Source organism: Tenacibaculum aiptasiae (assembly GCF_965221665.1).
Taxonomy (GTDB): Bacteria; Bacteroidota; Bacteroidia; order Flavobacteriales; family Flavobacteriaceae; genus Polaribacter; species Polaribacter aiptasiae.
Genome location: NZ_CBDCSN010000002.1, coordinates 1260457 through 1286936, shown reverse-complemented (window position 1 = coordinate 1286936; position 26480 = coordinate 1260457). Strand labels below are relative to the sequence as shown.

Here is a 26480-nt window from a genome sequence, read left to right as displayed (position 1 = left end):
TTTTTTATGCTACATTTTGTAATATTGTTTTCCTTAATCATTTTAAAAAATGAGTTCTAATATTTTTTTAAATAGTGTACATAGTTCTGCTACCATTACAAATGGTGAACTTGTTAGTTTTATTGTTCATAACGAAGAGCTTATTCACTCTAAAGATGCTCCTGGATGGAATGCTTCTGACATTGAAATGTTTCCTGTTATTGGTCCCACAAAACTTAACAATTATACTATTGAAACAATACAAGGTTTTGGTAAACAAGACCAACACGGACTATTAAGAGAACTTGAATATGAATTAGTTTCTAATGATGATACTAAAGCTATTTTTGAAAAAAAATATGGGAAAAACACTCAAATAAAAAATTCAAAATTTCCTAAAAAATCTACTCAAGAATATTTGTTTTGGCCTTATGATTTTGTGTTTAGAAAAATAATTTCACTTTCAAATTCTTCTTTACATATTGATTTTGAAATTATAAGCGATAAAGGAATGCCTTTTATGATTGGCTATCATCCTAGTTTTAAACTTTCTGGTTCTGGAAATGAAATTATAAAAACTAAAGAAGAAGAAATTAGTTTAAAAACTATTTTAAATGTTGGTTCTGCGGCTTACAAAGTTTTAAATACCAACGAAATTTTTTTAGTTAAAGACAATACTCCTAGTGTAAAAATTACCACTGAAAACTTTAACAATTTTATGTTATGGACCGAGGTTAACAATATGGTTTGTATTGAACCTATAAGCCATTATCCATTGTTAACAACTCAAAAATATTCAGAAAAAAATATGAGAATAAGCACTGGTAAAGATCTATTTTCTGTAACCATTAGTGCTTTATAAAATACTTATGAAACACCGTCATTTTATTATTTATAAACCTTATGGTTTTCTATCTCAGTTTATTACAAATCAAAAGAAAGGTGGTAAACATAAGTTATTGGGGGAACTTTTTGATTTCCCTGAAAAGACCATGGCAGTTGGTAGACTCGATGTAAAATCGGAGGGTTTATTATTGTTAACAACTGATGGAAAAGTAAGTGATTTTATTACTACTAGAGGAAAAGTTGAAAAGGAATATTATGTACAAGTTAACGGACAAATAACAACTATCGAAATTGAGCAATTAGAAAACGGTGTTCAAATTGGTTTTGACGGAAAAAAATACATGACTAAACCTTGCAAAGTTAGTATGATAGATACTCCTGAATTTCCTGAACGTTCGAAAAAAATACGAGACGACCGTCATGGACCAACTTCTTGGATTTCTGTTACTTTAACAGAAGGTAAGTTTAGGCAAGTTCGAAAAATGACTTCTGCAGTTGGTTTTCCTACACTTCGTTTAGTTAGAGTTCGTGTAGGTGATATTGAATTAGGTAAAATGGAATCTGGAGAAGTTATTGAAGTTGAAAAACTAATTGATTAAACCTCTCTTTGATAAAGGTTATTAACAGTATCTTTTAATTCTTTTGTTCCAACCTTATTAAAACCTTGTTTCTCATAATATTTACAAAGTTTTGTATTTGTTGAAACTGCATCCAGTCTTAAATATTTATATTGTTTTTGTTGAGCTAAATTTTCTACTTTATTTAAAATAATTTTTCCAACTCCTTTTTTATTAAATTGCTCTCTTACTACTAACGAATGGATATACAACGATTTATCTTCTTGTTTTCCCCAATACAATAGATCTTCCTCTAAAATCCTTACCATTCCTATGGTCTCATTATCAGTATTTTTAATAAAATAAAACTCTTTATTTTCAATACCTTCTTCAACCCATTTAATTTTTTCTAAAGGTGGATTTTTCCAGTATTGCCAATGATCTACATTCATCTTGGCAATTTTTATAGCAGCTTCCTTGAATAAAGATAAAACAACATCCTTATTGTTAATTTCTATTTGACAAAATTCAATAAACATGTAACAATGTTTTATTTAATCATTTTTATATGTGGAATACCATCTTCTAAATACTCAACTCCCTCTTTTTCAAAGCCATGAGATTCATAAAATTTTTGAAGATAACTTTGTGCAGAAATAGTAATTTTAGTTTCGTTATAGTTATCAACAATTGCTTGAACAGAAGCTTTAATTAAATCGTGACCATAGCCATATTTTCGTTCTGTTTCCTTTATAATAACTCTACCAAAGCTTGGTGTATCAAAATATTCACCACTATTAAACAAACGAGCATAAGCTACTATAGCACCTTCTTTGATACCAATAACATGTAATGCTTTTTGATCTTTTCCGTCAATATCCTGATATACACAGTTTTGCTCAACAACAAAAACTTCAGAACGTAATTGAAGAATCGCATACAGTTCTGAAGTTGTTAAGTCTTGAAATTTTTTAACTTGAAAATTCACTTAAATATTTCTTATGCTATACTAATTAACAATTAGTAGGTATTTTGTTTACTCTGTTCGCATGACGTCCACCTTCAAACTCAGTAGATAAAAAAATCTTAACAAAACCTAAAGCTTGTTGTAAAGAAACAAAACGAGCTGGAATTGTTAAAATATTTGCATTGTTATGCTGACGTGTTAATTCAACCAATTCATTATTCCAACATAGTGCTGCTCTTACTCCTTGGTGCTTATTTGCAGTCATTTGAGCGCCGTTTCCACTTCCACAAAGTATAATTCCCATTTCTGCTTGTTCTGCCTCTACAGCTTCTGCTGTGGGGTGAATAGCATCAGGATAATCCATACTATCATTTGTATTCGTTCCAAAATTAATAACCTTGTGTCCTAATTCTTCTAAAAGTTTAATGATTTCAAACTTATATTCAGTACCTGCATGGTCATTTCCTATGGCAATTGTCATAATTTGTTGATTTTAATTTAGTTGTGAACTACAAAAATACAGTTATTCACGGTTATCAACAGTAATTAACAATGCTTTTTTTGGTATTCTTAATAACCTCTTTAAAAACAAGGAGTTAAACCATATTAAGTAATTGTTAAGAACTGGTAGTATATTTTCAAAAAAATATTTGATTATTTACATTTTTTTTACAATACAAGAACCAACTTTAATTATGCAACTTTTTTTTTGAGTTTTTAACTAACATTTATCAACATAAAATTAACGCTTTATTTACACTGAAATTAAAATTAACTATTCATAATTTTTAGTGAACTACTGTTTATAAGTTTTGTTAATAACTCTAAATTATAATTGATTTCTAAGAAATTATAATCTTAATAACCTGTTTATTTTATTTAATAAGTGATAACTCCAAATATTAAAACAGAAATTTATTCCACATATTAACACACTATAATAACAATCATTTCTTTTTTTAAATTTTAAAATATCTTTTATTAATATATAGTATATGTTAATAACAACTCTTTTTGAAAATTTGTGATGAAACTAATTTTAGATGAAGTTATGTTTCTTTTGAGAATAAAAAAAGAGTTATACGTTAAGTTATAACTCTGGTTTTGTTTATAATTGAGAATAATTGGATAAGAAAAAGCTCTTAAGCTGTTTTCTGTAACTTTTTGATAAGGTATACACTGTCCTTAGCCTTGACTAATTCAGTAGGAGTCTTTTTATTCAACGTAGAGTTGATGCTTATTACAGTAACGATAATTCCTGTAATAAAGATGAATAAAAATAAAGCGATAATTTTTCTTAATTTTTTCATTATTAACGACTTTCTATTATAAAGACGTTAAATTTTAAGAAATGTTACATTTTTCTTAAGATTTATTTAACTTATTTAGGTACAATGAATTGCAAAGCCTTATGAATGAGTGTTACTTTTATGGCTCCATGACCTATTAATTCTCCGTCTGCTTGGATAAATGGTTTGTCCTTTTTTGATTTTGGAGTTATTAACAATGTGTTTGATAAATGTGTTTCTACCTTAGTATGTTTGACTATCAGACCATTATATAATTTCTTAATGTTTAATATTAAGTCGCTTAAATTCAGGTTTTTAGCTATAGTTATGTCAAATAAACCGTTTGTAGAATCTTTATAATCAGTCAGTTGCATCCCTCCTGCTGAGTACTTACAAATACCAAATAAAGTCATTAAACACTTCGTTTCAACAAGCTTATTGTTAACTTCTATAGCAAAAGTTGTCTTTTTATAAAATAATAAACCAGCAATTCCGCTTAATAAATATGCTATAGCACCAAAACGTTTTAATTTATTCAACTTGTTAACAACATAACCGTCATAGCCTATTCCTGCTACGTTGTTAAAGTATGAGAGCTCATTATTTAACTCTATACAACCAATATCTTGATATATCTTATTCTCAGCTTTTATCAAACCTATTGCTTCTTTTATATTTTTTGAAATTCCATAGGTTTTAATCCAATCATTTCCAGTACCTAAAGGTATTACAGCTACTGTAATTTCTTTAGGATCAGTAATTTTCTGTTTCATTATACCATTAACAACATGATGCAAGGTACCATCACCACCTACTGAAATTATATTCTTAAAACCTTGATTTATAGCGTTTTCAACTAATTCTAATTCATGTTTAGAATGTGTTGTTTTAGCATGTTGATAAGTGATTTGATAATAATTTAATTGTTTTTGAATTTCATTCCATAGTTCATTAAAATTACCATTTCCTGCAATAGGATTAACAATTACAAACCAAGATTTTTGCATAAAAGAATAAATTAAGGAGCGACAAAGTACAAAATAGAATTGATAACTCTTATTTAATTAACAAGGTCTAATTTTATTCGTACTTTGGTGGAAAATTTATTTAAGACGAAAGATTAATGACTAGAAAGAAAAAAATCTACAAGAAAAAAGGGAAAATTATAAAAGATCTTACCCGAAACATTTTTAGAATTCTTAACGAAGACAGCTCTAAATTTTATAATTATAAACAAATTGCTAATAAAATGGGAATTTCTGATACTGATGGAAAAACTCAAATTTTAAAAAAATTAGCAGAACTAACAGCCAGTCAAAAAATAAAAGAAATTGATAGAGGTAAATATCAAATCAATGAAGATAGAAAGTATCATATTGGTACACTGGATGTTACTTCTAACGGTAATGCTTATTTTATTTCTGATGATTTTGAAAACGACATATTTGTCCCTTCAGTCAACTTAGGAAAAGCTTTGCATGATGATACTGTAAGAGTATATGTTTATAAAAAAAGAAGAAGCAATAAGTTAGAAGCTGATGTTGTTGAAATTATAGATAGAGCTAAAACAGAGTTTGTTGGAGTTTTACAAATGAATAAAAATTTCGGTTTTGTAGTACCTGATAGTACTAAGATGTATGCTGATATTTTTATATCGCAAAACAAATTAAACAATGCACTAGATGGCGATAAAGTTGTTGCTAAAATAACAGATTGGCCTGAAAATTCTAAAAACCCATTTGGTAAAATAACTGAGGTTTTAGGTAAACCAGGAGATCATAATACTGAAATTCATTCAATTCTATTAGAATATGGTTTACCATATGAATTTCCAAAAGAAGTTGAAGAAGATGCTAAAAAGCTTTCTTTAGAAATAACAGAAGATGAGATTGCTAAACGACGCGATATGCGAAGTGATCTTACATTCACTATTGATCCTAAAGATGCTAAGGATTTTGATGATGCACTATCATTTACAAAATTAGAAAATGGTAATTATGAAATAGGAATTCATATTGCAGATGTTTCACATTATGTACAACCAAAAACCATTTTAGATGATGAAGCTTATGATAGAGCAACATCCGTTTATTTAGTTGATAGAGTGGTTCCTATGTTACCTGAAATGTTAAGTAATGGTGCTTGTTCGTTAAGGCCTAACGAAGAAAAATTGACATTTTCAGCAGTTTTTGAAATGAACGATAAAGCTCAAATTATTAACAAATGGTTTGGAAGAACAGTAACTTATTCTGATAAACGTTTTGCTTATGAAGAAGCACAGGCAATTATTGAAAATAAAAATAATATTGTTCCAGCTGATGTATCGCTTACAGGAGAAGAATATATTGTTGATGAAACTATAGTTGAAGCTACTTTAAAATTAGATGAACTTGCTAAGAAAATGCGTAAAAAACGTATGAAATCTGGAGCAATTTCATTTGATAGAGTTGAAGTTAAATTCAATTTAGATGAAGAAGCAAATCCAACTGGAGTTTTCTTTAAAGAATCTAAAGATGCTAATAAACTTATTGAAGAGTTTATGTTGTTAGCAAACAAAAAGGTAGCTGAGTTTATAGGATTTTCTAAAGGAAAAGCAACTAAGAATACTTTTGTATATCGTGTGCATGATGAGCCCAATATTGAAAAATTAGCTTCATTACAAAACATTATTGGTAAGTTTGGATATAAGATCAATACTGAAAGTAAAGAAACTACTTCTCAGTCTTTAAACCAATTACTAGCTGATGTTCATGGAAAAGGTGAAGCCAATATGGTTGAAACTTTAGCCATTAGATCAATGAGTAAGGCTGAATATACTACTCAAAATATTGGACATTATGGTTTAGCTTTTGATTACTATAGCCACTTTACTTCACCAATACGTAGGTATCCTGACGTAATGACACATCGTTTATTACAGCATTATTTAGATGGTGGAAAATCACCAAAAGCAGAAGTTTACGAAGAAAGATGTAAACATTCTTCAAAAATGGAAGAATTAGCTTCTAAAGCTGAGAGAGATTCTATTAAGTATATGCAAGTTAAGTATATGCAGGATCATAAAGACCAAGAATTTGAAGGTGTTGTTTCTGGAGTTACTGAATGGGGAATTTATGTAGAAATTTCTTCAAACAAATGTGAAGGAATGGTTCGTATTAGAGATATTAAAGACGATTATTATATCTATGATGAACAGCAGTATGCTATTGTAGGTCAGTCAACTAAAAATTTGATTCAACTTGGAGATAATGTTGTAGTTAAAGTTAAAAAGACAGATTTAGAGCGCAAGCACTTAGATTTTGATCTAATTTCACATTAATTTTATATACTTTGTAACAATAAAATTTAATATTTGTCTTTATAGTAATGGTATAATTCTTGGTTATACTAACTAACTAATGACGATTAAAATGAAAAAATTAGCATTTTTGAGTTTGTTTTTGATGACCGTTTTAGCATCAGCACAAACAACGATTGATAAAAAATTAGGAGATTTCACTACCGTAAAAGTGTATAATGGTATTGATGTTAAGCTTGTTAAAAGTGATGAATCAAAAATTGTTATCACTGGCGAAAAAGCTGAAAAAGTAAAAATTAAAACATCAGGAAATACATTAAAAATATCATTAAGGTTTCCTGAAACTACAGCAGATGGCAAAGTAAAAGCTACACTTTATTATGCAACAACATTAAAAACAATTGATGCAAATGAAGGAGCAATAATTACTAGTAATGGTATAGAACAATCACAAGTTGAAATAAAGGCTCAAGAAGGAGCTTTTATTAACATGGTGGTTAAGGTTAAGCATTTAAAGGTAAAAAGCTCTTCAGGGGCTGTTATAAGGCTTTCAGGCACATCTAAAAACCAAACTGTTGATGCTGACTTAGGTGGAATGTATCACGGATATAAATTAGAAGTAACTGATATGACCATGGTAAGAGCTGGTTCTGGTTCTAAAGTAGAAGTACAATCAGGAGAAACATTAGATGCTAAAGTATCTTTTGGAGGATCAATTTTTTATAAAGGAACACCAGAAGTATTTAAAGATAAAAAAGTAATTGGTGGTGTTATAGAACAGAGAAGTTAATTTTGTATCTTTGTACTGTAAAATTTAATATAAAATGATTTCACAGACTATATTTTTAGGAATGATCGGGCCTTGGCAAATTGCCATTGTAGTAGCACTAGTATTATTAATGTTTGGAGGTAAGAAGATTCCAGAACTAATGAAAGGTTTAGGTACTGGTATTAAAGAGTTTAAAGATGCTACTAAAACTGAAGGAGAAGAGAAAATAGAAGAAAAGAAATAATTATTTTCTATATATAAAAAAAGCCGATACAATTAAGTATCGGCTTTTTGTTTATACCTTTATGGCTGTTCCAGAGGCGGTTACCATTAGCATTCCACCATTGGGTCCTACAGTTTCATAGTCTAAATCTACACCAACTATAGCATTAGCTCCAAGAGCTTTAGCACGCTCTTGCATTTCTCTTAATGATGTGTCTTTTGCTTCACGTAAAACTTTTTCATACGAACCAGAACGTCCACCAACTATATCTCTAATTCCTGCAAAGAAATCTTTTAAAATATTGGCTCCAATAATTGTTTCACCCGTAACAATCCCTAAATATTCTTTAGCTGGCTTATTTTCAATAGTATGTGTTGTTGATATAATCATAATTTATTCTGATTTTTTATTTTTTTTCATGGCTTCACCAATTTGATTACTAGCTGTAAAACTAGCTACCATGTCATTTAACATTTGACTTCCTGCTTGTGGTGAATTAGGTAATAATATTAAGTTACTGTTAGTTTCCCCACCAATAGACTGTAATGTATCATAATGTTGCGTTACAACGATTAAAGCTGATGCTTCTTGACTGTTGATACCAACTTTATTTAAAACTTCTACAGACTCTTCTAAACCACGTGCAATTTCACGTCTCTGATCTGCAATACCTTGTCCTTGTAAACGCTTACTTTCAGCTTCAGCTTTTGCTTTTTCCACAATTAAAATGCGTTGCGCATCTCCTTCGTATTGTGCAGCTACCTTTTCACGTTCAGCAGCATTAATTCGGTTCATAGCTTCTTTTACTTGAGCATCTGGATCAATATCTGTTACTAAAGTTTTGATAATATCGTAACCATATTCCATCATTGCATCATTTAATTCAGCTTTTACAGCAATTGCAATATCATCTTTCTTTACAAATACGTCATCTAAGCGCATTTTAGGAACTTCTGCACGTACCACATCAAAAACATAAGAAGTAATTTGATCGTGAGGATAATCTAGCTTATAGAATGCTTCATACACCTTATCTCTAATAACTTTATATTGAACAGATACTTTTAACTTTACGAATACATCATCTAAAGTTTTTGTTTCTACAATAACATCTAATTGTTGAATTTTTAAACTCAATTTTCCAGCAATTCTATCAACTAAAGGAATCTTTAAATGTAAACCTGAGTGTCTGATACTGTGAAATTTACCGAATCTTTCTATAATACCAGCAGTTTGCTGTTTAATAATAAAGAATGAGGATAATAAGATTATTATTCCGAAGAATATAATCGGATACATGAAAATAGGCATGATTTTAATTTTTAATAGTTAGTAATTTTTCTTTAAATATATAGCTTATATATGTTATAAGACGCATTTTTTAGAAAATGTTACAACTAGATAGAGAGATGAATTATATTTGCTAAAAATCAATTATATGGAACTAATACAAACACACGTCACCGAAATTTTAATACTACTTTTTTTAACAGTTACTTTTTTACAATCTGGAATAGATAAAGTAAACGATTGGAATGGTAATCTTTCTTTTATCAAAAACCATTTTAAAAATTCACCTTTAAAAAATTCTGTTCCTATTCTGTTAGCTATAATTTTAGTGATGGAAATTTTAGCAGGTGCTTTTATGCTTGTTGGTATTTTTAATTTAGCAACAACTGGTGCAAAAGATTTAGCTTTATTAGGAATTGAATTAGCAGCATTGTCTTTAATATTTTTATTAATAGGCCAACGTTTAGCAAAAGATTATGCAGGTGCGATGACTTTAGCAGTTTACTTCATAATTGCAATTTTTGGTGTTTATATTTTAAATAGTTAAAATTTATAATTATATTTTAATAATAAAAATAATTTATTAAAAAACCTCTTAAAACGTAAGTTTTAAGAGGTTTTTATTTTTAATCAAGGTGTTTTATTGTTATTTATGTTTACTGTCCTTAAATAGTCTTTAAAATAGTTTTTTACTTGTTTTTTATGATATACATCAAAGATGAGTACTCTCCATTCTTTTTTGCTTTCAAATTTGACTTTAAACCAACAAAAAATGCTTTAACAATTTTATTTTTTTTGTTTTTGTATTTTTCTGATAATAATGAAACATAAAAAGAATCAAACTTCATAGGAAGTATTTTTTCAACATTCATGTTTATATTAGAAAATATTTTTTGAATAGAGTTTTTAGAAAAATGCCATAGGTGTCTTGGAACATCATAAGCTGCCCAAAATTCTTTATAATAATCAGCATCGTAACTTTTGTAATTAGGAACAGCTATTATTAATACACCATTTGGTTTTAATAATTTTTTTAATTGATTCGTGTATTCTACTAAATTTGGAATATGTTCTAAAACATGCCACAAAGTAATTACATCAAAACTAGTATTTTTTATCTCTGTAATTCCTTCATGCAATTTAATTAATTTTTCTTCTGCAATTTTACGAGCCTTATCAGAAGGTTCTACTCCTTTTATCTCCCAATTATTTTCTTTACATACTTTTAAAAAATCTCCAGTACCTGCTCCTATATCTAAAATTGTTTTTGATTCGGTATTGAATGAATTAATTAATTTTATTTTTTTCTTAAGTGTGTAGTTTTTTACTAACTGATATATTTTATCTATAAATCCTTTTTTACTATCGGTATGTGAAATGTACTCTTCGCTTAAATAGTATGTTTCTAAATTTGATGGAACAGGAGAGGTTACTAACATGTCATATTCTTCATTAAGCATTACCTCGTAACTTTCTTTTGAAACTGTGTAATCAATACAATTTAAAAAAGGTTTTAAATCTTTATACAACTCTTTTTTGTTATTCAAGTTTTATATTTTTTTGATATTGTTCCATGTGGAACGTAAGTTTAATTATTTGCAATATTACGTAAAAAGAAAAAACGTTCCACATGGAACGTTTTATTTTTAGTTATATTTTATCTACCCATATAAACTAATAGAACTGATATGTCGCTTGGAGATACTCCACTTATTCTACTAGCTTGAGAAATTGATGTAGGTTGTATTTTAGATAATTTTTCTCTTGCTTCAAATGATAAAGATTTTACTTTGCTGTAATCAAAACTAGAAGGTATTGGAACATTTTCTAATCTGTTTAATTTGTCAGCATTATTTTTTTCTTTCTCTATATATCCAGAATATTTTAAATGTATTTCTACTTGCTCTATAATTTCAGAATCGATATTATTTTCTGTAAAATAATTTTCAAGCTTTGCAATTGATTTAAAATCGTTAATACTTAATTGAGGTCTAGCAGCAATTTTAAAAAGTTTCATTGATTGGTTGATTAAAGTTAAACCTTTGCTTTCTAAAATTGGATTGATTTCTTCTTTCTTTACACTTAAGTTTTCTAAGAAATTAATAACATCTTTAGTTTTTCTTCTCTTCTCTTCTACTCTATCCATTCTTTCTTGAGAAGCTAAACCTAATTGAAATGATTTTTCTGTCAAACGTAAATCAGCGTTATCTTGTCTTAAAAGAGTTCTGTATTCTGCTCTTGAAGTAAACATACGATAAGGCTCTTCTGTTCCTTTAGTAATTAAATCGTCAATCAAAACTCCGATATAAGCTTCACTTCTTTTTAAAATAAATGGTTCTTTTTTTTGAATTTTAAGAGCAGCATTTACTCCTGCCATTAATCCTTGAGCAGCTGCTTCTTCGTACCCAGTAGTTCCGTTTATTTGCCCAGCAAAAAATAAGTTCTCAATTAACTTAGTTTCTAAGTTGTGTTTTAGTTGTGTTGGAGGAAAGTAATCGTATTCTATAGCGTAACCGTAACGTAAGAATTTTACATTCTCAAAACCTTCGATAGATCGTATAGCTTTATCTTGAACATCTTCAGGTAAAGAAGTTGAAAAACCATTTACATATATTTCAACTGTGTTCCATCCTTCTGGTTCAACGAATATTTGGTGACGTTCTTTTTCTGCAAAACGATTAATCTTATCTTCTACTGATGGACAGTAACGAGGTCCTGTAGATTTAATTCTTCCATTAAACATTGGAGATCGATCAAAACCTTCTCTAAGTAAATCGTGTACTTTAGGATTCGTGTAAGTTAAATAACAAGAACGTTGTTTAGTTAATGTTTTTGTAACTGGTAAATAAGAGAATTTCTCAGGATTATCATCTCCTGGTTGCTCCGTCATTTTAGTATAATCTAAAGATCGTCCATCTACTCTTGGAGGTGTTCCAGTTTTCATTCTTCCAGATTCAAATCCTTTAGAAACTAAATCTTCTGTAATTCCTGTAGAAGAACCTTCTCCTGCTCTTCCTCCACCAAATGTTTTATCTCCTATATGAATTAAACCATTTAAAAAAGTTCCTGCTGTTACAATAACTGTTTTAGCTTTTATGTGTAATCCTAATACGGTTTTTACTCCTACAATTTTATCTCCTTCAAAGATTAAACCGTTTACAGAATCTTGATAGAAATCTAAATTATCAGTTTGCTCAAGCATATTTCTCCAACACTCTGCAAATTGCATTCTATCAGATTGAGCTCTTGGACTCCACATAGCAGGTCCTTTCGATTTATTTAGCATTTTAAATTGGATAGCTGTTTTATCGGTTACGATAGCGCTATAACCTCCTAATGCATCAATTTCACGAACTATTTGTCCTTTGGCAATTCCACCCATAGCAGGGTTACAACTCATTTGAGCTATGTTTTGCAAGTTCATTGTAATTAGAAGTGTGTGTGCACCCATGTTTGCACTTGCGGCTGCAGCTTCACTTCCAGCATGTCCTCCTCCTACTACAATTACATCGTATGTTGTATTAAATAAACTCATTTTATATTCAGTTCCACGTGGAACGGTTTTAATTATTTTCTAATTTCTTTAAACAGTCGTTTTCTTTATTTCGCATAATTTCTTTCTCTTCTTCTGTTTTATCCTTGTATTTCATGTAGTGCAAAATACCGTGAATAATTACTCGGTGTAATTCGTTTTCGAAAGAAGTTTTAAATAAGTCAGCGTTTTCTTTTACGCGTTCTATTGAGATAAAAATATCTCCACCAACTAATTTACCAAGTGTGTAGTCGAAACTAATTATATCAGTAAAAGTATCGTGTTGTAAAAACTCGACGTTTATTTTGTGTAAGTAAGAATCGTCACAAAATATATAGTTTACTTCGCCTAATTCAAAGCCTTCTTCTTCTATGCAGCTCTGAATCCATTTAGAAGTTTTTTCTTCGCTTTCTAACTGAAAATTGGTTTCGTAATTAAAGTCAATCATTCTTTATTTATCAGGATAATTAATTTATTAATTAAGTAATAAATCAATTTAATAAATAAAAAGTATTGTTTTAAATACTAAATTGACTCTATTACTTTTCGTTTTTAGGAAGGCTAAAATACTCTTGAACCTTCTTTTTATAATTTTGGCGCAAAGGTAGTGATTGTCTGTTTAATATCTCTGTTTGGTTATAAAACAGCTTTTTGAATTTTAATTCTTTGGTAGAACTATTATTAAATTCTTGTAAGTTGGTGTTTGATTTTCGTTTCTTATCACGATTCTGTTCAAAGGTAGCTTTGTCTAATTTTAGTAATTCATAGTTTAATCGTTGCATTCTATTAATGCTTTGTTGTGTAAAACCTTTTTCTAAAATTTCATTTTCTAACTGCTCCATTTCTTTTAAAGCTTGCTTAGCTTTTCCATTTGAATCGTTACCTTCTTTAATAGCGTTTTCTAATTGTTGTCTTAGTTGAGATTGTTCTTTATATATTTGATATAATTCACCATCTAAGCCTTCGCCTTGTTCTCCGTTTTTACCTTCTTTTTTGCCTTTGTCTCCACCCTTCTTTCCATCTTTTCCATCTTTAGGTTTTCCTTGATTTTTCTTTTTCATACCATTCTTCATCTTTTCCATTAATTCATTTTGTTTTTGAATAATGTCTGGTAAGCTAAAAGATTTGCCTTTCCCTTTCCCTTTTCCACTACCAGGTAATGGATTTTGCATAGCGTCTAAAGCATTACTTAACATGTCTGCTAATGTGTTTGCAGAAGTCATTACATAGCGTTGATTTGATATACCATTTCTAAATTTATTATCTGCAAAGTTTTCTAATGATTGATCTAAGTTATAATGAGCTAATGCAAGTTGATCTTGAACCTTAGAAGATATCTTTGGAGATTTCATTGATAATACAAATAAACTATCATCTATGTGTTCAAAATAAGTTTTAAGCAGATGTTGTTTTTGTAAGTTTTTACCAAAGTTTGGATGAGAAGAATTTGTACTTGAAAAGATATTCATTAGTCTTTCTTGGTCAAAAGAAAATGTAATTAAATTCTCTAATACTTGACGTAAACCTTCCATGTTTTCTTGTTCCATATCGGCGCTCATTTGTTGCATTGAGTCTTGCATTTTTTGACTCATTTGCTTCATCTTTTTAGCTGCCTTTTTTTGGTTTTCTTTTGCCTCTTGTTGTTTACCGCTATCTAACTTTTTGTCTGCGTTGTTTAATTCTTTTTGGATTTCTTCAGAAGGTTTTTCTAAAGATGGAAGTTTCATAGGAGCTTTTAATTTGTTGTTATCTTTTTTTAATTCATCAAGATCTTTTTTAATCTTTTGAAACTCCTTATTGATTTTGTTTTGTTCTTCTTTTGTTGCTTCTTTTTTATTAAGCTCTTCTTGTTTTTTTGCTAAATCGTTTATATCGTCAGCAACTTTTTGCATCTTTTGTTCTACATAATAACGTTTGGTCATTTCCAAAATACGCTCTAAACTTTTTTCTTGTTGCTTATTTTGTTCTGCTAATTCTTTTGTTTTTTTAATTAGCTCTTCCTTGTTAAGCTTCTCTGCAAGCTTCTTTAATTCATCTAATAGCTTTTGTTGCTTTTCTAATTTCTTTAGCTCTTCTATTCTCTTTTTTAAGTCTTCTTTTTTCTCTTGAAGTGTTTCGTTTTTCTCTTTTTTCTCAGAGAAATTCTCTTGTAATTTTTGAGCTTGACGTTGCATCATTTCTTTATACTGGTCTTGACGCTTAATTAAATTTTTAATTTTTTTCTGATCATTCCAGTTAATATTCTTTTTGTTTTGCAGATCGAATTGAATCTTCTCTAATTCTTTTTTACTCTTTTCTTGCTTGCTTAATGAGTTCTCTAAATTCTGAATATAATTACGTTGTTCTTGTAATAATTCGTTTTCAATTTCATTAGATGTTTTCTGTCTGTATGAAAACTTTCTACTAATAGCTTTTTTACTTCCGTTAATAATATCATTGTCAAAAACCTGAAAATACATTTCATAATTAACTCCTTCTTTTAAGTCTAATTTGTTTGGAAACTCAAAAAAGAAAGTCTGAATATTATTCTTGTTTATGTTTATTAAAGTGTTTTTAGATTCGCTAATATTGTTTTTATCATAATACACTAACTCTAATTTTTTAAAGCCGTAGTCGTCTGAAATCTGTCCTACAAATTGAGCATTACCTCTACTAATACTATCTATGTTTGAATTCACATTTATAGTTGGAAATTCATCTTTAGTAACATCAATAGAAAACTGTAACTGTTCGTAATCTTTTAAATTTTTATTAGTAGTTGTTATCTGGTAATTGATTGATTCTTTCAATTGTTTATTCAATTGAAAAAGATCAGAGTTTTCTTTAGAAAAATTAAAACGTTTTTGATTTAGTAGTAAACTAACTGTATCGGTTTCAGTTGTTTTTACCTTCCATTGAACAATTGTTCCTTGTGGAACATTTATGTTTCCCGTGTTTTCAATCGTCTCATTTTTCTTTTTAGTATAAGCTGGATATTTTAAGTTTAAAGAGATGTTTTGAATAGATGGAGTGTTTATAACAGATAAATTAAATGTATTCGATTCAATACCATTTGCGCTTGTATAAAAACTAATAGCCTCTTGAACTTCTACAAATGTGTAAGAAAAAAGACCGTTACCTTCATTCTCTAAATAATATTGTTGATTGTTGAAATGGATTTTAGCTTCTTGAGGAATCACCTCCCCTGTTGTTTGAATATATACAGTAATGTCTTTCCCTTTAATTACATTTAAATCTTTAGAAGTTAAATTAAAATAAAAAGGAGCTGGAGGTGTATAAGCAACAGAATGATTTACCATACGATTAAAACTCTGTGAAAGTTTACTTGTTGTTCCAGTTAAAAAAGTAAAGCCCCAAATTAAAAGAGGAATTAAAGCGTATTTTAAATATTTTTTATTCTTTTTAAAGTCTATTGCTTTATTAAAAGAAATAGGTTGTAATACACTTGATTTTTGTTCTATACTAGCTAATAATAAATCAGAATTATCGCTATTTTCTTTTAATTGAAGAACGTTTAAAAGTTTGTCTTTAACTTCAGGAAAATGATTTCCGATAATTTTTGAAGCATCTTCAAAAGAAATTCCTTTTTGTAAACCAGTAATTTTAAAAATAGGAAAGCAAATAAAACGGAAAAATAGAAATAGTTCTACAGCAATAAATAACCAAAATAAGATGGTTCTTGCATTAGGTTTAAGCCATAAAAAGTATTCAATGAATAGGGTAAAGAAAAGATATATTAACCCTAAAGAAACAAATAATATGCTTCCTCTTATTAATTCATTCGTGTAGTATTTTTTACTAAATTGTAGTAACTTCTGTTCTATTATATTAAATTTCTCCATATCAACTATAAAAGTACTATTTTTAAAAGTAAATTATTGTTAAAGATATGTGTAAGAAAATACCATTAATAGCTACTAAAGCCTTGAAATAATTATTTTTTAAAAAATTAAATACGTTAAACATGAAAAAACTATCTATTTTACTTTTATTATTTTCAGTAAATCTTATAGCTCAAAGTCCATGGACGAAAAAGAAAAACGAGGGATATGTACAATTATCTTTTACTACAATTTCTAATTATGATGCATTGTACGGTAACCCAGATTACAGCACTAATCGTAAAATAAATGATAATACTTTACAATTATATGGAGAGTATGGTCTTTCAGATAAAACAACTTTAATAGCTTCTGTACCTTTAAAAATGGTTAAATCTGGTGCTTTAGTACAACCAGTTTCATTTACTACAGAGGAATCAAAAACATCATTAGGAAATATTCAAATTGGAGTTAAGCATAACTTTTACAACAAAAAATGGTTATTAACTGGTCAATTAACAGTTGAAGCTAACACAAGTAGTTTTTCAATTGCTTCTGGTTTAAGAACTGGTTACGATGCTTGGACAGTTACACCATTATTTATTGCAGGTAGAGGATTTGATAGATGGTATATTCAAGCTTCAACAGGATTTGATATTAGAACTAACGATTATAGTAGTACATATAAGTTAGGTGGAGAAATAGGTTATAAAGCTATAGATTGGTTATGGGTTGCTGGATTTTTAGATGGTGTAGCTTCTCTTAAAAACGGAGATGTTGCTTTACCAATTCAAAATGTTGCTACGGGATTATACGTAAATGATCAAAGTTTTGCTGCATTTGGATTAAAACTAATAGGAGAAGTTAGCGATAAAACAGGAGTTAATTTTGGTTTCGGAGGAGCATTTGCTGGAAGAAATGTACCTAAAAAGGCAGCGTTAACTTTCGGATTATATCACAAATTTTAAAAAGTAAGGAAAACCCTTACTTTTTTTATGGCAAAAAAAAACTATGAAACATAAAAATAAAGTAGTTTGCGTTATCAACTAACCAAACTTAAACTTTAATTATGTTAAAAAACATTTCAAAACTAGGTGTTGCTTTAAGTAAAAAGGAACAAAAATTAGTGAACGGAGGATGGAGAAATATTAGATGCTTTACATACAAAGATTGCCCACCTTGGGATTCTTTTTGTTTAAATGGTTTCTGCCAATTCAAATAATACAAAGCGAGCTTAGGCTCGCTTTTTTTATGATTATATTAAAACTATCTTTGCGCTTTCAAATTAAAAACAATGACTGATAACGTAAGAGTACGCTTTGCTCCTAGTCCAACAGGACCATTACACATGGGTGGTGTTAGAACCGCATTATTCAATTATTTATTTGCAAAAAAATATAACGGAACTTTTGTTTTACGTATTGAAGATACAGATCAAACTCGTTATGTAGCAAATGCAGAACAATACATCATAGATTCTTTAGAATGGTGTAACATACCATTTGATGAAGGACCAGGGAAAAATGAAAAATTCGGACCATACCGTCAGTCAGAACGAAAAGAATTATATAAACAATATGCCGATTTATTAATTGAAAAAGGATGGGCATATTATGCATTTGATACTGCTGAAGAGTTAGATGCGCATCGTAAAAACCATGAAGAAAATGGTAAAACATTTATCTACAATTGGCATAATCGCGAAAAATTACAAAACTCTTTAGCGCTTTCTGAAGAAGAAGTAGCTACTAAAATAGCTGCTGGTGATAAATATGTAGTTCGTTTTAAAACACCACAAGACGAAACATTAATTATGCAAGATGAAATACGTGGGACTATTAAAATAGACACAAATACCTTAGACGATAAAGTATTATTTAAGTCAGATGGAATGCCAACGTATCATTTAGCAAACATTGTTGATGATCATTTAATGGAAATATCACATGTAATTCGTGGTGAAGAATGGTTGCCTTCTCTCCCACTTCACATGTTATTGTATAAAGCTTTTGGTTGGGATGCACCAAAATTTGCACACTTACCATTAATTTTAAAGCCAGTAGGAAAAGGAAAATTAAGCAAACGTGATGGAGATAAATTAGGTTTTCCAGTATTCCCATTAGAATATACCAACGAAGAATCAGGAGATGTTTCTAGAGGATATAAAGAAGATGGATATTTTAACGATGCATTTATTAATATGCTTGCTTTCTTAGGATGGAATCCTGGTACAGAGCAAGAAATTTTCTCTTTAGAAGAATTAATAAAAACATTCGATTTAGCAAGAGTTAGTAAATCAGGAGCTAAGTTTAGTCCAGACAAAACAAAATGGTTTAATCAGCAGTATTTACAGCTTAAAACAGATAAAGAGTTGACTGATTTATACTTGCCAATTCTTGAAGAAAAAGGAATCAATAGTGATGTAGATTATACAGAGAAAGTTGTTTCTTTAATAAAAGAAAGAGCCGTTTTTGTAGCTGATTTCTGGGATTTATCAAGTTTCTTCTTTGAAAATCCTACAGAATATGATGCAAAAGCAGCAAAAAAACAATGGAAAGAAACAACAGGAGCTTTAATGACTGAATTAACAAAAGTTATTTCTAATATTGAAGATTTTTCAATTGAAAATGCACAAACTGAAATTAAAGGATGGATTACTTCAAAAGAAATAGGATTTGGTAAAGTAATGCAACCACTTCGTTTGAGCTTAGTTGGTAAGTTAGCAGGACCAGATTTGTTTGAAATTATGACAATGATAGGAAAAGAAACTACCTTACAACGCATAAAAAATGCAATTGAGAAGTTATCATAAATAAAAAAATCCGGTTTTAAACCGGATTTTTTTATGTGTTTAGTTTTGTATCTAAAACTGATTATAGTAGCATGAAGCACTTGATTTATTAGGTGAATTACCACCAGACATATTATTCCAATTCAACCTAAATACAACACTTAATGTCCCTTGAATATGAGAACGCATACTTTCAAAGCTCTCTAATGAATGCTTGTAATATACTTGAGGATTTATACCTATAGTATCGGTTAACCAGTAAATACCACCCGCACCAATATTAAACGTTGGTGTCATTTTTCTATCAGAATCAACAACACTCCCTCCAGCAAAAACATAAGGGCTAAAATTCTCAAAGAGCGGATTTAAATTATAACGTAAAGACAAGTCTAACGAAAAATACTTTGCAGAATTTTCAATTAAACCAATATCATCAATAGTGTTTACAGACATAGCTCCGTCTAAAGAGAATCGCTCACCAACAGGCATAGTTAAGCTAATAACAGGTACTTGAAATTGATGTCCATCGCCAATAAAAGCAGCATCACTTGAACTAAATTTAGTAACTCCCATACCAATACCAATTTGCCAGGTATCGTTCAAATTTTGGGAAAACAAATTAATAGAACAACAAAGTACGGCTATAAGTAAAATTTTATTCTTCATTAAATAGTAGATTTATTATAATAACTTGGTTAGCGCGAATTTAGTATAAATCTGTTTAAATAGCGTTTACTTTTTTTATTGCGTTAGTAAAATCATCCAAGTCATTATCGTTCAATACTAAGTGCAAAGCTTCATCGCATACTTTTTCAACATTATCTGTTGGAAAATGTAAAGCAACAGCTATTTTTTGCATTAAAATCACCTGATCTTTGTCTACGTGTTCATCGGCAAAAATCATTTTAGTTAATCGATATAAACGTTCAATACGCTCATCGTAGCTCACAGGAGGATTGACAGGAAATTTTTCAGGATTCTTTAAAATTTCATCATACTCACTTTTATTAATGTGTAATTTTTTAACAGCTCTATCTAAAAGTTTCTGCTCTCCTTCTGAAATAATTCCATCAGTCTTTGCAATTTTTACAACACTGGCAAAATGACCTTTTTCTTGTTTGTGTTTTCCGCTTGAATATAAATCTGAAATAGCCATATCTAAATTTTTTAAGATTAATAAGTTTTTAATATTTAGAAGCAGGGATTAAAAAAAAGTCACGAGTAACTTTTCTATTAAATTTAAGAAATTTGTCAAAAAAACAAGAATTGATTTTTTTTATGTTGTTGTTTTTAAATATAAATTTTAGTAATTAAAACGGCTTCCTCAAGGTTTTTTTAAGCGTATTTTAAAAATGGCCTTATAGAATTGTTGTTATTTATTTAAAACACTCTAAAAACCACCTAAAATTAAGTTTTTACATTTTTTTGACTCAAAAATTCACTTTTGAGTGTTTTTTGAAAATTTAAATAAAATTTTATGATCAAATTAAAAATTAGATAAGGAAATTCTATTAAAAAAAATAAATCTTAAACAATGTTTCACATGAAAAAAATTTCATGTGAAACATCTCAATTAATAATCCCAAATAGGATTTGGAAATTTTTTTTGTTGATGAAGATCACCTCCATCGATACGATCCCAAAATCTTCCACCAACTTTTTGTTCGGCGTCATAGGTAACAACTAAATAATCTTCTAATTCACCACTTAATTGTCTATTCTCCATTTCAAAAGTCCATAATGACAAACGACCTTTATCGTCTTCAGCTAAAACACTTTTAACAAAAGCATGTGGAATAGGAACATCGATACCATATTCGTTAGAAGAATCGCCAATAGTTTTAATTTTTTGATCAAAATAGAAAACAGGAGCGGTAAGTACATATGTTTCTAAAATTTCTGGTTTGTCGTTGAGTTTTCTGATAGCTTCTTCTAATTTTCTCCAAATTCTACGATTAAAATATGGTTTTTGAGGAGACATATTCGATAGTAAAAAGGTTTCACTATTTTGAATTTCCAGAATATCACTATTTGCACTGGCCACAAGGTGTCCACGGTCGTAACCACTATTTTTATAAGCCCCTAAACCAGCGCGAAAACGTTTAGGAACTCTAGTATCAGCACGAAAATTATTCATACGATCTGCTTTGGTTAGCAAATACTTATTTCTGTTAATAATTTCTAGTGTCCATTTGGCTTGTCTGAAATACCAAGAGTAACCAATAGTAAAATAACGACCTACTAAAATTTCATCGCATACTGGAGCACCATAACGAAGTTCAGGTTGGATTTGAAATGGATTATTCATTTTTCTTTTTTATAAAATTTAGTTGTTAAATTACTGAAAATAAGTTAATTAAATATTTGTAAAACGTTAATTTTAAGAGGTTTATAAAATATATGGCTGAAGAAAAATTGTATTTACAAAATGAAAAGTTCCACGTGTAGTAAGTTTAAAAACAAACAAACTTCTATATTTTAAACGTTTTTCTACATGTAAAATTGGAAGAACTACTTTGCTCCTCTCCTATTAAATAACTAAGTTTAATGACAGAAAAGAAAAGGTTTTTAACAATGGAAAACGTAGAAATATTTGAAGATAAAAGAGCTATTAATTACAATGAATTTGTTGAAGCTTGGATACCAAACTACCACTATTTTTTAAGCAAATTACCACAGATTTTAAGTCAAATAACCAACAAAAAATTACTAGTAGCAGGTTGTGGAACAGGTAACGAAATAGCCTATTTTATAGAGAATTCTAAGCAATGGGAAATTTTAGGAGTAGATCCGTCGCCAGAAATGATAGCACAAGCTAGAAAAAAGCTACAAGAATATAAAAATGTAACTTTAATCGAAGGACTGGTAAGTGATTTAAATCAATCGCAAAAATTTGGAGCTGCTACCCTACTATTGGTACTGCATTTTATGGAAGATGATGGTACGAAGCTAAACTTACTAAAAAGCATAGCAGAGAGGTTGGAAAACAACGCTCCATTGGTATTATTAGACATTACAGGAACTAAAAAACAACTCAAAGAAAACTTACAAATATTAAGACAGCTTTTACCAAAAACAATTACGGAAGAAGAGATAAACAATCGCTTGTATCGTATAGAAAATAAGTTAAAAGCAGTTTCGGAAGAACGATTAAGCGAATTGCTTATAGAAGCTGGATTTGAAGCACCTTTACGCTTTTTTCAAACATCTATTTATATGGGTTGGATAACTACAAAAAGAACGAATTAAATTATATAAAATGCTAAAGAAAATAGACAAAGTTTTAGCTGCTTTTGGAAACATTAGAGCTATGAAAAGAACACATGTTGATACTTATACAGAAGGAAGGATAAATGAAATAAAAGGTGATCAAATTGCAGGAAATAATCTATTAGGTATTTGGATTACATTCAACGAATTGGCTGGTTATAAGTTCTTAGAATTAGCTATGCTTAGCAGAACAGAAATAAAAACATTTAAAGGTGTAGAGTTATCTTTTTTGGGAGGGGAAGTAGAAATGTATATAGATTCTGATACTAAAGAAATAAGCTCTGATTATTCCAATGTTTCTAATAGATGGCTAACACATATAAGTTTTGAAGTAAGTGATGAAGACATAGATTTTATAACAAAAAAAGAGTATGAAATTGTTCAAATAGAGAGTAAAAAGAAGCAAATTAGATTTAAAACAACTAACAATAGTTAAAAGCAACTAATTTTAGAAAAATTTAAAATTAGAAAAAAAATAATACTCGTATTTTAGCTCAAAATTTTTTAGGTTGAGTAAGCAAACTATTGTAAATTATTACCAACAATCGGATAATGTAAACCAGATTGTTAGTGCACTTCAACAAGAACAACACCATTTTCAAATAACGAATTTGGTTGGTTCTTCGTTGTCTTTTGTTATTTCAGAATCATTTAAAAAAGCTGATAAACCTTACTTGTTAGTACTAAACGATAAGGAAGAAGCCGCTTATTATTTAAACGATTTAGAGCAATTATTAGGCGATAAAAACGTACTGTTTTACCCAGGTTCTTATCGAAGACCCTATCAGATAGAAGAAACGGATAATGCGAATGTATTACTGCGTTCAGAGGTATTAAATCGAATTAATTCTCGAAAGAAACCAGCCATTATAGTTACTTATCCAACTGCTCTATTTGAAAAAGTAGTAACTAAGAAAGAACTAGAAAAAAACACACTAAAAATTACGGTTAGTGAAAATGTTTCGCCAGATTTTGTCAACGAAGTACTGTTTGAATACAATTTCAATCGAGTAGATTTTGTTACAGAACCAGGAGAATTCTCGGTACGTGGAGGAATTATTGATGTGTTTTCATTTTCCAATGACGAACCGTATCGTATAGAGTTTTTTGGCGATGAAGTAGATAGTATTCGAACCTTTGATGTAGAAACTCAACTTTCAAAAGAAAAGCTGAAGAAAGTAAGTATAATGCCAAATGTAGAAAACAAGGCATTACAAGAAAAAAGAGAGAGTTTTTTAAAGTACATCTCTTCAAAAACAGCCATTTTTGTCAAGAATGTTGATATTCTTACAGGAAATTTAGATAAGTTTTATAGAAAAGCAGAGCTATCATTTGCCGAATTATCTACAGAAATAAAACATTCGGAGCCTAAAGAGTTATTTTGTAATGGAGAACTCATAAAAAATCAATTACAAGAGTTTACAACCGTAAAAATTGGAACAACAGTAGATGAAAAACTAACAAAAGTTAGTTTTGATACTCACCCACAACCTTCATTCAATAAAAAATTCGATTTATTAATTCAGAATTTTAACGAGTTTTCGGCTAAAGGATTTACCAATTATATTTTTTGTGCCAATGAAAAACAAGCACAAAGGTTCCACGATATTTTTGAAGATGGTGAACAAGATGTTTCATATGAAACAATTGTATTCCCTTTGTATCAGGGGTTTGTTGATTTAGAAAACAAAATAGTTTGTTATACAGATCATCAAATATTTGAGCGTTATTACAAGTTCCGTTTAAAGAATGGATATGCTAAAAAGCAGTCAATAACCCTAAAAGAACTAACAAAATTAGATATTGGCGACTATGTAACTCACATAGACCACGGAATAGGAAAGTTTGGAGGATTACAAAAAATAGACGTTGAAGGAAAAAAGCAAGAAGCTATTAAACTAGTTTATGGCGATCGCGATATTTTGTATGTAAGTATCCATTCGTTGCATAAAATCTCGAAGTTTAACGGAAAGGATGGTAAGCCACCTAAGGTATATAAACTAGGTTCAGGAGCTTGGAAAAAGGTAAAACAGAAAACCAAGGCAAGAGTAAAACATATAGCATTTAACCTAATTCAGTTATATGCAAAGAGAAAGTTACAAAAGGGATTTGCTTTTGGACCAGATACTCACATGCAGCATGAGCTAGAAGCAAGTTTCTTGTATGAAGATACACCAGATCAGTACACATCTACACAAGATGTAAAGGCCGATATGGAAAAAGAACAACCTATGGATCGTTTGGTTTGTGGAGATGTTGGTTTTGGAAAAACAGAAGTAGCCGTACGTGCAGCATTTAAGGCAGTAGATAACGGAAAACAAGTAGCTGTTTTAGTACCAACAACAGTTTTAGCGTTTCAGCACTTTAAAACCTTCTCTGAGCGATTAAAAGATTTTCCGGTTAGTATTGACTATTTAAACCGATTTAGAACCGCAAAACAGCGAAAAGGCGTTTTAGAAGGAGTTACCGATGGTAGTGTTGATATTGTAATAGGAACACATCAATTAACCAACAAGAGTATAAAATTTAAAGATTTAGGACTGTTAATTATTGATGAAGAACAAAAGTTTGGAGTAGCTGTAAAAGACAAATTAAAAACAATTAAAGAAAACGTAGATACATTAACCTTAACTGCAACACCAATTCCAAGAACATTACAGTTTAGTTTAATGGCTGCACGTGATTTATCGGTAATAAAAACCCCACCACCTAACCGTCATCCAATAGAAACCAATGTAATTCGCTTTAGCGAAGAGAGCATTCGAGATGCAATTTCTTATGAGGTTTCACGTGGAGGACAGGTGTTTTTTATTCACAATAGAATAGAAAATATAAAGGAAGTAGCTGGTTTGTTACAACGATTGGTACCAAGTGCTAAAATTGGTATAGGTCACGGTCAAATGGAAGGAAAAAAGCTAGAAGAATTGATGCTTGGTTTTATGAACAATGAGTTTGATGTACTGGTATCAACTACTATTATTGAAAGTGGATTGGATGTACCTAATGCAAATACGATTTTTATAAACAATGCAAATAATTTTGGACTGTCTGACCTTCACCAAATGCGTGGACGTGTAGGACGTTCAAACAAAAAAGCTTTTTGCTACTTTATCACACCGCCATATCATATGATGACAGACGATGCTCGTAAGCGTATACAAGCCTTAGAGCTGTTTTCTGAATTAGGTAGTGGACTGAATATAGCCATGAAAGATTTAGAAATTCGTGGAGCTGGAGACTTATTAGGAGGTGAACAAAGCGGATTTATTAACGATATTGGTTTTGATGCTTATCAGAAGATATTACAAGAAGCTATAGAAGAGCTGAAAGAAAACGAGTTTAAAGAATTATATCCGGTAGATGAAAATGCACCAAAAGAATACGTAAAAGAAGTGCAAATTGATACCGATTTTGAGATTCTTTTCCCTGACGATTATGTGAATTCTGTTACAGAACGTTTAAGTTTATATAACAAGTTATCTACCCTAACTACAGAAGAAGAATTACTTGAGTTTGAGAGTCAAATTACCGATCGTTTTGGAGAGTATCCAACACAAGTTCAAGATTTATTTGACAGTGTTCGTATCAAGTGGTTAGCAAAAGAATTAGGGATTGAAAAGATAATCTTAAAGCAAAAACGAATGATTGGATATTTTGTATCGGATCAGCAAAGTGCTTTTTACCAAACAGAAGCATTTACTAAGATGCTACAATATGTACAACGTAATTCTAAAAGCTGTGTAATGAAGGAAAAACAAACCAAAAATGGCTTGCGTTTACTTATTACATTTATAAAAATAGATTCGGTTCATAAAGCCTTAGAAACCTTAAAAAGAGTGTAAATTAAA

Annotated in this window: 25 protein-coding genes; 11 read left to right on the top strand and 14 right to left on the bottom strand. The window is 29.6% G+C overall.

What is annotated here, in order from left to right; genetic code table 11:
* The first annotated feature begins 49 nt into the window (after positions 1-49).
* Together ACOQN8_RS06170 and ACOQN8_RS06165 are read left to right on the top strand one after the other, a co-directional pair.
* Positions 50-841 (top strand): aldose epimerase family protein, encoded by a 792-nt coding sequence (locus tag ACOQN8_RS06170; RefSeq protein WP_420552022.1) that lies wholly within the window; start codon positions 50-52, stop codon positions 839-841.
* Positions 842-848: 7 nt separating this feature from the next.
* The gene (locus ACOQN8_RS06165) at positions 849-1424 is read left to right on the top strand and encodes a pseudouridine synthase (RefSeq protein WP_420552021.1); all 576 of its coding nucleotides are present in this window, start codon (positions 849-851) and stop codon (positions 1422-1424) included.
* Here ACOQN8_RS06165 and ACOQN8_RS06160 read toward each other — a convergent pair.
* The 5 genes from ACOQN8_RS06160 to ACOQN8_RS06140 form a co-directional block, all read right to left on the bottom strand.
* Positions 1421-1921, bottom strand: coding sequence for a GNAT family N-acetyltransferase (locus tag ACOQN8_RS06160; RefSeq protein WP_420552020.1), 501 nt, complete (start codon positions 1919-1921; stop codon positions 1421-1423). The genes ACOQN8_RS06165 and ACOQN8_RS06160 overlap by 4 nt on opposite strands.
* A gap of 11 nt (positions 1922-1932) precedes the next feature.
* Positions 1933-2370, bottom strand: coding sequence for a GNAT family N-acetyltransferase (locus ACOQN8_RS06155; RefSeq protein ID WP_420552019.1), 438 nt, complete (start codon positions 2368-2370; stop codon positions 1933-1935).
* Between the two features lie 25 nt (positions 2371-2395).
* Complete coding sequence (gene rpiB, locus ACOQN8_RS06150) at positions 2396-2830, bottom strand: ribose 5-phosphate isomerase B (protein ID WP_150898054.1); 435 nt, start codon at positions 2828-2830, stop codon at positions 2396-2398.
* A gap of 661 nt (positions 2831-3491) precedes the next feature.
* Entirely contained in the window at positions 3492-3659 is a 168-nt protein-coding gene (locus tag ACOQN8_RS06145) for a hypothetical protein (RefSeq protein ID WP_175578598.1), read from the bottom strand.
* 71 nt (positions 3660-3730) lie between these two features.
* Positions 3731-4645: a diacylglycerol/lipid kinase family protein gene (locus ACOQN8_RS06140; protein WP_420552018.1), complete on the bottom strand. Its 915-nt coding sequence runs from the start codon at positions 4643-4645 to the stop codon at positions 3731-3733.
* Positions 4646-4761: 116 nt separating this feature from the next.
* On the opposite strand from ACOQN8_RS06140, the gene rnr reads away from it, so the two are divergent.
* From rnr to ACOQN8_RS06125, 3 genes are all read left to right on the top strand, one after another.
* Positions 4762-6957, top strand: coding sequence for a ribonuclease R (rnr, locus tag ACOQN8_RS06135; protein ID WP_420552017.1), 2196 nt, complete (start codon positions 4762-4764; stop codon positions 6955-6957).
* 91 nt (positions 6958-7048) lie between these two features.
* Positions 7049-7726 carry a head GIN domain-containing protein gene (locus tag ACOQN8_RS06130; protein ID WP_420552016.1) on the top strand — a complete coding sequence of 226 codons (678 nt, stop codon included), beginning with the start codon at positions 7049-7051 and terminating at the stop codon, positions 7724-7726.
* A gap of 34 nt (positions 7727-7760) precedes the next feature.
* Positions 7761-7949 (top strand): Sec-independent protein translocase subunit TatA/TatB, encoded by a 189-nt coding sequence (locus ACOQN8_RS06125; protein WP_150898058.1) that lies wholly within the window; start codon positions 7761-7763, stop codon positions 7947-7949.
* Positions 7950-8000: 51 nt separating this feature from the next.
* Here ACOQN8_RS06125 and ACOQN8_RS06120 read toward each other — a convergent pair whose 3' ends face one another.
* The gene (locus tag ACOQN8_RS06120) at positions 8001-8318 is read right to left on the bottom strand and encodes a heavy metal-binding domain-containing protein (protein WP_420552015.1); all 318 of its coding nucleotides are present in this window, start codon (positions 8316-8318) and stop codon (positions 8001-8003) included.
* A gap of 3 nt (positions 8319-8321) precedes the next feature.
* Positions 8322-9239 carry an SPFH domain-containing protein gene (locus ACOQN8_RS06115; protein ID WP_420552014.1) on the bottom strand — a complete coding sequence of 306 codons (918 nt, stop codon included), beginning with the start codon at positions 9237-9239 and terminating at the stop codon, positions 8322-8324.
* A gap of 127 nt (positions 9240-9366) precedes the next feature.
* Between ACOQN8_RS06115 and ACOQN8_RS06110 the strand changes: the two genes are divergently transcribed.
* Complete coding sequence (locus tag ACOQN8_RS06110; protein WP_420552013.1) at positions 9367-9765, top strand: DoxX family protein; 399 nt, start codon at positions 9367-9369, stop codon at positions 9763-9765.
* A gap of 142 nt (positions 9766-9907) precedes the next feature.
* Here the strand turns inward: ACOQN8_RS06110 and ACOQN8_RS06105 are convergent, their stop codons facing one another.
* The 4 genes from ACOQN8_RS06105 to ACOQN8_RS06090 all read right to left on the bottom strand — a co-directional run bounded on the left by ACOQN8_RS06105 (position 9908) and on the right by ACOQN8_RS06090 (position 16592).
* Positions 9908-10765 (bottom strand): class I SAM-dependent methyltransferase, encoded by an 858-nt coding sequence (locus tag ACOQN8_RS06105; RefSeq protein ID WP_420552012.1) that lies wholly within the window; start codon positions 10763-10765, stop codon positions 9908-9910.
* A 110-nt stretch (positions 10766-10875) separates the two neighbouring features.
* Positions 10876-12753 (bottom strand): tRNA uridine-5-carboxymethylaminomethyl(34) synthesis enzyme MnmG, encoded by a 1878-nt coding sequence (gene mnmG, locus ACOQN8_RS06100; RefSeq protein WP_420552011.1) that lies wholly within the window; start codon positions 12751-12753, stop codon positions 10876-10878.
* Between the two features lie 28 nt (positions 12754-12781).
* Positions 12782-13198, bottom strand: coding sequence for an rRNA maturation RNase YbeY (ybeY, locus tag ACOQN8_RS06095; protein WP_235274505.1), 417 nt, complete (start codon positions 13196-13198; stop codon positions 12782-12784).
* A 91-nt stretch (positions 13199-13289) separates the two neighbouring features.
* Entirely contained in the window at positions 13290-16592 is a 3303-nt protein-coding gene (locus ACOQN8_RS06090) for a DUF4175 family protein (protein ID WP_420552010.1), read from the bottom strand.
* Positions 16593-16714: 122 nt separating this feature from the next.
* Between ACOQN8_RS06090 and ACOQN8_RS06085 the strand changes: the two genes are divergently transcribed.
* Both ACOQN8_RS06085 and gltX read left to right on the top strand, forming a co-directional pair.
* The gene (locus ACOQN8_RS06085) at positions 16715-17539 is read left to right on the top strand and encodes a hypothetical protein (protein WP_420552009.1); all 825 of its coding nucleotides are present in this window, start codon (positions 16715-16717) and stop codon (positions 17537-17539) included.
* A gap of 326 nt (positions 17540-17865) precedes the next feature.
* Positions 17866-19383, top strand: a complete 1518-nt coding sequence (gene gltX / locus ACOQN8_RS06080) for a glutamate--tRNA ligase (protein ID WP_420552008.1) — start codon at positions 17866-17868, stop codon at positions 19381-19383.
* A gap of 51 nt (positions 19384-19434) precedes the next feature.
* On the opposite strand, the gene ACOQN8_RS06075 is transcribed toward gltX, so the two are convergent.
* The 3 genes from ACOQN8_RS06075 to ACOQN8_RS06065 form a co-directional block, all read right to left on the bottom strand.
* Entirely contained in the window at positions 19435-20028 is a 594-nt protein-coding gene (locus ACOQN8_RS06075; RefSeq protein ID WP_420552007.1) for a transporter, read from the bottom strand.
* A 55-nt stretch (positions 20029-20083) separates the two neighbouring features.
* Positions 20084-20518 (bottom strand): TerB family tellurite resistance protein, encoded by a 435-nt coding sequence (locus ACOQN8_RS06070; protein ID WP_420552006.1) that lies wholly within the window; start codon positions 20516-20518, stop codon positions 20084-20086.
* A 417-nt stretch (positions 20519-20935) separates the two neighbouring features.
* Complete coding sequence (locus ACOQN8_RS06065) at positions 20936-21670, bottom strand: DNA/RNA non-specific endonuclease (protein ID WP_420552005.1); 735 nt, start codon at positions 21668-21670, stop codon at positions 20936-20938.
* A gap of 239 nt (positions 21671-21909) precedes the next feature.
* Between ACOQN8_RS06065 and ACOQN8_RS06060 the strand changes: the two genes are divergently transcribed.
* From ACOQN8_RS06060 to mfd, 3 genes are all read left to right on the top strand, one after another.
* On the top strand, positions 21910-22611 hold the full coding sequence (locus ACOQN8_RS06060) for a class I SAM-dependent methyltransferase (protein ID WP_420552004.1): 702 nt from the start codon (positions 21910-21912) through the stop codon (positions 22609-22611).
* A gap of 10 nt (positions 22612-22621) precedes the next feature.
* The gene (locus ACOQN8_RS06055) at positions 22622-23068 is read left to right on the top strand and encodes a hypothetical protein (RefSeq protein WP_272151022.1); all 447 of its coding nucleotides are present in this window, start codon (positions 22622-22624) and stop codon (positions 23066-23068) included.
* Between the two features lie 73 nt (positions 23069-23141).
* Positions 23142-26474 carry a transcription-repair coupling factor gene (gene mfd / locus ACOQN8_RS06050; RefSeq protein ID WP_299119337.1) on the top strand — a complete coding sequence of 1111 codons (3333 nt, stop codon included), beginning with the start codon at positions 23142-23144 and terminating at the stop codon, positions 26472-26474.
* Positions 26475-26480 lie beyond the last annotated feature (6 nt).